Source organism: Olavius algarvensis spirochete endosymbiont (genome assembly GCA_900608495.1).
Taxonomy (GTDB): Bacteria; Spirochaetota; Spirochaetia; order DSM-2461; family DSM-2461; genus UBA2779.
This window is the reverse complement of the sequence record UWYT01000316.1, coordinates 1-6,815: the sequence shown is the minus strand read 5'-3', so window position 1 is coordinate 6,815 and position 6,815 is coordinate 1. Positions and strand designations below refer to the sequence as shown.

Below are 6,815 nucleotides of genomic sequence, written 5' to 3'. Positions count from 1 at the left end.
GGATTTACCGAAGTAAGGGTTGTATAACCGCACAAAGGACGTTTTTTTGTTTGGATTTGCTGAGCTCTACCATAGGCAGGCCCCGATTGTTGTTGCGGAATTAGGCACTTCACACCAGGGCGATCTGATGCGTGGCTTCGAACTAATTGATGCGGCTTCGGATGCCGGAGCGCATGTTGCCAAGTTTCAGGTGATATTCGCCGAGGAAATTCTTCCACCGGAGGCCGGGTCTGTACAGCTGCCCGGAGGCGCCGTTCCCTTATTTAAGGTTTTCAAGTCGCTGGAACGCCCGGCGAAGTTTTATGCGGCGTTGAAGGAACGGGCACTCAGCCGAGGCTTGGAATTCTTAGCCACTCCTTTCGGGAAGAAGGGCTTTGAGCTGCTTGAAGAGATTGGAGTTGCGGCATGGAAAATTGCCTCGCCGGAATTGAACCACGAAGATTTGCTGGAGACACTTGCGCGAACGGGCAAACCCCTAATCCTCTCCACAGGTGTGTCGAAAATTGAAGATATCAGACGAGCTCTTGAAATTGTGGAAAATGCCTTTCGGGGGGAGGGACAGCAATCGGTGGCCTTGCTTCACTGTCTAACCAGCTACCCCGCTCCCGAAAATCAGGCTAATCTTCGCACAATTCAAACTTTGAGGAAAATATTCAATCGGCCCGCGGGTATTTCGGACCATTCAAGACATACCGTGCTCATACCAGCTCTCGCCTCCGCCCTGGGCGCCGCAATAATAGAAAAGCACATAACTCTAAGCCATGGCGCCGGCGGACTAGACGATCCGATAGCTCTCAATCCCGAGGAATTTGCCAGAATGTGCGCCGTGGTGACTCGATACGCGCCTCCACGGGAGCAAGGATTCGAGGCTCCGGAATTGCATCTTGTCTCGACAATCGAAGAACTGGCGAGAGAATACGGGCGAGAGAGGGTGGAGGCTCCGCTTGGAAACGGGATGAAATGTCTAGCTCGTTCAGAAATTGCGAATTATCGCCGCAGCAACCGCTCCCTCCATGCCATAGGAGCGCTCCCCGTCGGAACCGTGCTGAGCGAAAAGAATGGAGCCATCCTGAGAACCGAGCATAATCTCAGGCCGGGAATTGAACCCCGGTACCGACGCCGAGCATACGGACGCCGGCTGGCGAACAGCATTCCGCCGGGCGAGGGCATTCGCTGGGAAGATTTGGAACAGGCGAAATGAGCAGTAATTGCAGCGACAAGGAGCTTCGCACCGTCCTGGAGCAAATGATCCTTTCCCCCTCCGGATGGCGGAAAGTCTTCGCGCCGGATGGCGAACACGGCAGAGGCAAGATACTGTCGTTTGCCGATCGCTGCCTGGCCGCTGCAATGGGCGTCACTTTTGGGCGCTGGCTTGCTGCAAACTGCGACAAGAAGAGACCGGCAGTTCTTGTGGCAACCGATTCCAGACCCACCGGCGAGGCGCTTTCGGATTTCCTGATGCGAGGACTTTGCGCCACCCGATGCAGGATTATCTTCATCGGAATCGCCGCTGTGCCGGAAGCAATGGCATTTTGTCGGAATACTGGAGGCATCGCCGGCGTAGCCTATGTCAGCGCAAGCCATAATCCGCTCGGATACAACGGGGTAAAATTCAGTACGGACGGCAGCGTAATCGGCGGTTTGGCCTCCGCGGCGCTTGTCGAAGAATTCCGCAAACTCGTAATGAACGAAAGTGCGGCGTTGATGAAACTGGCATCGGGGGAATTCCCGGAAATCAGATTCAATGACAAGCAGAAAAAACGCTGCTTGAGAACATATGCCAGGCAGCTAAGCCTGATCGCCGGCGGCCCGGAAAGCGGAACCGGCAGGGAAATCGTGCTGAAGAGTCTTAGGCAGGCGCTATCCGAGAAACCGCTTGCAGTGGTTGCCGATTTAAACGGAAGCGCCCGCTGCCTGTCTGCCGACAGGATGCATATCGAATCGCTCGGGGCGAAGCTTTACACCTTCAACAAAAGGCCAGGCCGGATTGAGCATGCCATCCTGCCCGAGGGGCGGGCTCTAGAGCCTTGCAAGAGATATCTTGAAGAGCTTCACGCGCGCGGCGCACGATTCGGATATGTTCCGGATAACGACGGGGACAGGGGCAATCTAGTAATCTGGGACGATTACGCCGGAAGCGCGCGCATCCTGGAAGCGCAGGAAGTTTTCGCAATTACAGTTCTGGCAGATTTTGCCTGCGCCGCCTGGATGGGAAACAGCGCGGGCCAAAATGTCGCGCTGGTGGTAAACGGTCCCACCAGCCACCGCGTACGCCCAATCGCCGAAGCTTACGGTGCATCTGTTTTCGAGGCCGAAGTTGGTGAATCCAACGTGGTGAATTTGGGCCGCGAACTGCGCAGGAAAGGCTACATAGTTCGACTGCTTGGCGAGGGCTCAAACGGAGGCGTCATCGTCCACCCGGCACAAGTGCGCGATCCGCTTAACACCGTCTCCGCCCTCCTCAAGCTCCTGCGTCTGCCAAAAATGTCCGGACACCCAAATCCCTTTGAGGACTGGTGTCAAAGGAGCGGCCAGAGTGCGCTATATAGGGAAGATTACGGAGCTGCCGACATATTGGCCAGCCTGCCGGCATTCACCACAAGCTCGGCCTCGGCCGAAAATTCGAAAATGAAAATAGCCTGCACCGAACATGGAGTTCTCAAAACCGAATGGGAGGGCATATTCAATCAGCAGTGGGCCATTCACGGCGAAGCTTTGCGGGAGGTTTATGGATTTTGTTCGTGGATTCAACTGAACAACAGCGGTATAAACAGCCGCCAAGGCTCCGGCCTGCGAAAACCCGCATTCAACGGCGGCCTCAAAATCATCTTTCGCGACAGGATGCAACGCGATGCCGGCTTTCTCTGGATGCGCAGCAGCGGAACCGAGCCAGTATTCAGACTGATGGTTGAAATCAGGGGAGCGCGGCCGGAGGCAGAGGCAGCGCTCATCGTTTGGCATCGTGCGATGATATCCGAAGCCGATCGGCTGGCCACAGGCGCCAGGTTCAAAGAAATCCCCATCCCAGGCCCCACCAATCCCGTGCAGACGGAGGCTAACACTGAAAGCTCCGCGAGAGTTTTCCCCTAGCCCACTCCAATTGCGCGTCTGAGGCGCCGGATGGTATTTGCCGCAATCCGTCTAGCCCGCATTGCACCTTCGGTCAAAATTGCATCAATACCCTCAGTATTCCTTATCAGTTCATCATATCTTGCCCGCATCGGCGCAATCTTGGAATTGAGCAGTGCGAAGAGGTTCTGCTTCGCCTCCCCCCACCCCATCCCTCCTTTTCGATATCTTTTTGCCAAAGCTCTCTCTTCAGTTTCACTTGCAAAGAGTCTGAAAAGCGCAAAAATATTACATTCCCCAGGGTTTTTGGGCTCTTCCACGCCCTGACTGTTAGTGACAATTTTCATAACAGTTTTCTGCAGTTCCTTCTCGGGCGCAAAAAGCGGGATATGATTATTGTAACCTTTAGACATCTTGCGTCCATCCAGGCCCGGCACGCTCATCAGCTCCTCATCGATCCTGCTTTTGGGTATTACAAGTAATTCTTCCTCATAGTTGCGGTTGAGAACCCCCGCAATGTCCTGGGCCATTTCTATGTGCTGTACCTGGTCTTTACCCACTGGGACATAATCCGTATCGAAGAGCAGGATATCGGCCGCCATCAGCACAGGGTAGGTGAACACTCCCATGTTAATTCCGTGATCGTCGTCCAGTCCCTTCGATCGATTCAAATCCACCGTTGCCTTGTAGGCGTGCGCCCTGTTCATCAGGCCCTTTGCCGTAAAGGCCATCAGGATTGTAGTCATTTCGAAGATTTCCGGCACATCTGACTGCTTATACAGAAGAACTTTGTTCGGATTTAAGCCGCAGGCAAGCCAGGCTGCCGCAACTTCGTAGATATAGGAGCGCAGCAGCTCCGCATCCCGAACCGTATTTAGCGAATGATAGTCGGCTATGAAAAATCTCGCCTCGACATTCTTCTCTTCCGCCATGGTTAGCGCGGGCCTGATAGCCCCAAGATAGTTTCCCAGGTGAGGCATCCCCGTGGGCTTTATTCCTGTTAGGATATTGCGCATGGACTTACAGTATATCCGTGCTTCCGGGCGGGGGAAACCCATCGCTTGGGATGATGCCCCAGACACAGTCCCTATCCCAACCCCGGTTTTCAATCCGACAAGAATTGAGTCTGAAAAATACACCAGGGGGCGCTTGCAGTATTTTTGAACTAGTCATTTTTTTCGCAGAAATTTTAAAACGCGGTTTTCGGACTGGCAGATGTTTTTGAAGTCGGTTTAGAATAGCATCATGGCGTATATCTTCGTGGTGGAAGACAGCGAAAGAGCCGTGGAGGCTGTTAGCGGGTATTTACAACTCGCCGACCACGAGGTTTCCAGTTTTGAAACCATTGACGGCACGCGCGAAGCCCTGAAAGTTCGCAAGCCGGATTTAATACTTTTGGACGTGATTCTTCCCGACGGCGATGGTTTCCTTTTTGCCAAGGAGTTTCTCAGCAAGGAGCAAATCCCGATAATATTCGTGTCCGCGCGCGAGTCTGAATCCGATCGGATAATCGGCTTTGAAGTTGGCGCGGATGACTACATAGTTAAACCATTCAGTCCAAAGGAGCTGGTGCTCCGGGTGGCGGCAGTGCTGAAACGCAGCCTGGGTAGGAGCAGCTTGAAGATGAAGTGCAGCTGGACGATCCGCGGGCACCGGCTCACGACGGACGAGGAATCACACAAGGTGGATATGGATGACGTCCCCCTGAAGCTTACCGCGGCCGAGTGGAAAATCCTGCTGTATATAACTTCGAATAACGGCGCCGTGGTAACTCGAGAGCAAATTTTGGACCGCTGCCTTGAATATTCATTCGAGGGCTACGACCGAACAGTCGACACCCATATCAAGAATCTGCGTTCGAAACTGGGTTCTCCCGATTGGATTGAAACCGTTCGCGGTTATGGCTACCGCTTTGCCGGTACGCCCGAATAGATTCCATCCCGGGGAAACAGCGTCGCTGCCCCAGTCCATATTTCGGGCATCTCTATCTTCACCTAATCTTCATATTTTTAACATATATTGCACACAAAACTCGGCTACTATCTCCGTATTTGCTTGTTGTTGGAAACTGCGCCGGGTTCCGGCGTTTTTGAACAAAAATTATTACAGGAGAGAAAGTAATAATGAGGAAATTTATTTTGTTGGCCCTAGCGGCCTTGGTAGCCGGGACTGTCTATGCCGAGACTTCACCCGCTTTTTCTGGTAGTTTCGAATTCTTGTACACTATGGATGTTCTCGATCTTGACAAAAAAGGTAGGGACAACGGTGAGGCGCTTGAAATCAAGAATAACTACGACACCAAAATTGCCGTCAACGGTGTTATCGATGAATGGACAACGGTTAACGCCGAAATCACGAAGAAAAGATTCGAGGTTGCGGAGCGCATTATCAGTGTTAAGGATTCGGCCGGAAACGACAAAACTACCGGCACAATTGAGGATGGCGATAAAATCATCACCGATATGGATTCATATACAATCGACAATACCGGAGACGATAAATTCGGGGAAGATATAGCCGATCTGATTGATTCTAACAAAGAGGATAACGTTTACGACACCGACGAATATGACACCTTGGTGCTGAATGAGTTCACGATGACGAACAATCTCACCGGTGCACTTGGCTTTGCAGATTCCCCCGTGGGCGTCTCCATTACCTGGGGAAAAACAAGTTTATCCCCCGCATCCTTTCAGGGAGTAGCCAAAATCGGATACCTGGATCATGACGCAACGGATTCTTACTTGGGAGCCAAAGTTGCACTTACCATCCTGGAGAAGGTTAAGCTGGTTGGGGGTATCTTCCCGTCCACCTATATGTCCGACTTTTACGAGGAAGGTAGGGACAAGGCCCCTGTTTACGGTGTTGATTTGCAGCTGCTCGAGCTTATCGAAGGTTTGAATTTCAATCTCTTCGTAACAATGGATGCCAACAAGGATACCGATGATGATTCTAAAGAAACAAATGAAACAAAGGAAATTGGTTTAACGGCCGGCTATAGCGGCGTGGAGAACTTGAATATAGGTTTTGCGACCTCCTACGATCTCTTCATGAAGGAGTTTGATCTTGGTGCTTCGGCTTCATACGGTTTTCTGGAGGGCAGGCTGGTCCCCGCCTTGGCGCTTGTAGCAGAGCAGTTTGGCACAGATAAGGAGATTGAATACGCAGATGGTAGTAAAAAAGATAATGAACAGCCATTTAAGCTCTATGTTGGATTGGATGTAAGATTCAAAGCGGTTCCGGACGTACTTGATATTGTTTTCAACCTGAAACTCCCCATGAGGGGTAAGACCCCTAATGAAAAGGAATTCGACTTGGAATTCGACTCGGGAGATTATATGAGCAAAGAAGTATCGTTTGATGCTGGAGTCGAGGCTTATCTTGGTTCTGTTACCTACGGCCTGGGATATGAGCTCCGTGACAGGAATACATACTCCCCGAATGGAGATGATTCCACCGGTGTCTACTTCAAGGTAAAGGCGTCCTTCTAGGTTAGCCGTCTCTCTTAATACAGCTTACTACAGCCCCGTGCGGACCGCGCGGGGTTTCTCTTTATAGCTGAAAAGCGGGAAACTCTTGCTTGACATATTGAGCAGCTTGGAAATAAGATGAAGATGACATTCCGGGTTATATCCTGTTCCAGGTTATATCCTCTTCTAATAGTTTAGCCCCGCGCGGCTTGCACAAAGTTTTTTAACTGAGAAGCGAAAAATTTGCTTGACATGCTTGACATATTAAGTGACTTG

The 6,815-nt window shown here is 51.7% G+C and carries 5 protein-coding genes; 4 read left to right on the top strand and 1 reads right to left on the bottom strand.

The features are described from left to right. Positions 1–19 precede the first annotated feature (19 nt). Together S1OALGB6SA_RS09330 and S1OALGB6SA_RS09325 are read left to right on the top strand one after the other, a co-directional pair. Positions 20–1,201, top strand: a complete 1,182-nt coding sequence (locus tag S1OALGB6SA_RS09330) for an N-acetylneuraminate synthase family protein (protein WP_230204526.1) — start codon at positions 20–22, stop codon at positions 1,199–1,201. Beyond that, positions 1,198–3,090, top strand: coding sequence for a phosphohexomutase domain-containing protein (locus S1OALGB6SA_RS09325; RefSeq protein WP_124033300.1), 1,893 nt, complete (start codon positions 1,198–1,200; stop codon positions 3,088–3,090). The genes S1OALGB6SA_RS09330 and S1OALGB6SA_RS09325 overlap by 4 nt, the downstream gene beginning before the upstream one ends. On the opposite strand, the gene trpS is transcribed toward S1OALGB6SA_RS09325, so the two are convergent. Then, positions 3,087–4,085: a tryptophan--tRNA ligase gene (gene trpS / locus S1OALGB6SA_RS09320; RefSeq protein ID WP_124033299.1), complete on the bottom strand. Its 999-nt coding sequence runs from the start codon at positions 4,083–4,085 to the stop codon at positions 3,087–3,089. The genes S1OALGB6SA_RS09325 and trpS overlap by 4 nt on opposite strands. A 229-nt stretch (positions 4,086–4,314) precedes the next feature. Between trpS and S1OALGB6SA_RS09315 the strand changes: the two genes are divergently transcribed. Next, entirely contained in the window at positions 4,315–5,001 is a 687-nt protein-coding gene (locus S1OALGB6SA_RS09315; RefSeq protein ID WP_124033298.1) for a response regulator transcription factor, read from the top strand. 191 nt (positions 5,002–5,192) lie between these two features. Next, on the top strand, positions 5,193–6,560 hold the full coding sequence (locus S1OALGB6SA_RS09310) for a hypothetical protein (protein WP_124033297.1): 1,368 nt from the start codon (positions 5,193–5,195) through the stop codon (positions 6,558–6,560). Positions 6,561–6,815: the final 255 nt, after the last annotated feature.

What these genes read in the sequence shown, in the direction of transcription:
- S1OALGB6SA_RS09325 (WP_124033300.1), top strand. Translation starts at nt 1,198, where the DNA reads ATGAGCAGTAATTGCAGCGACAAGGAGCTTCGCACCGTCCTGGAGCAA.
- trpS (WP_124033299.1), bottom strand. Translation starts at nt 4,085, where the DNA reads ATGCGCAATATCCTAACAGGAATAAAGCCCACGGGGATGCCTCACCTG.
- S1OALGB6SA_RS09315 (WP_124033298.1), top strand. Translation starts at nt 4,315, where the DNA reads ATGGCGTATATCTTCGTGGTGGAAGACAGCGAAAGAGCCGTGGAGGCT.
- S1OALGB6SA_RS09310 (WP_124033297.1), top strand. Translation starts at nt 5,193, where the DNA reads ATGAGGAAATTTATTTTGTTGGCCCTAGCGGCCTTGGTAGCCGGGACT.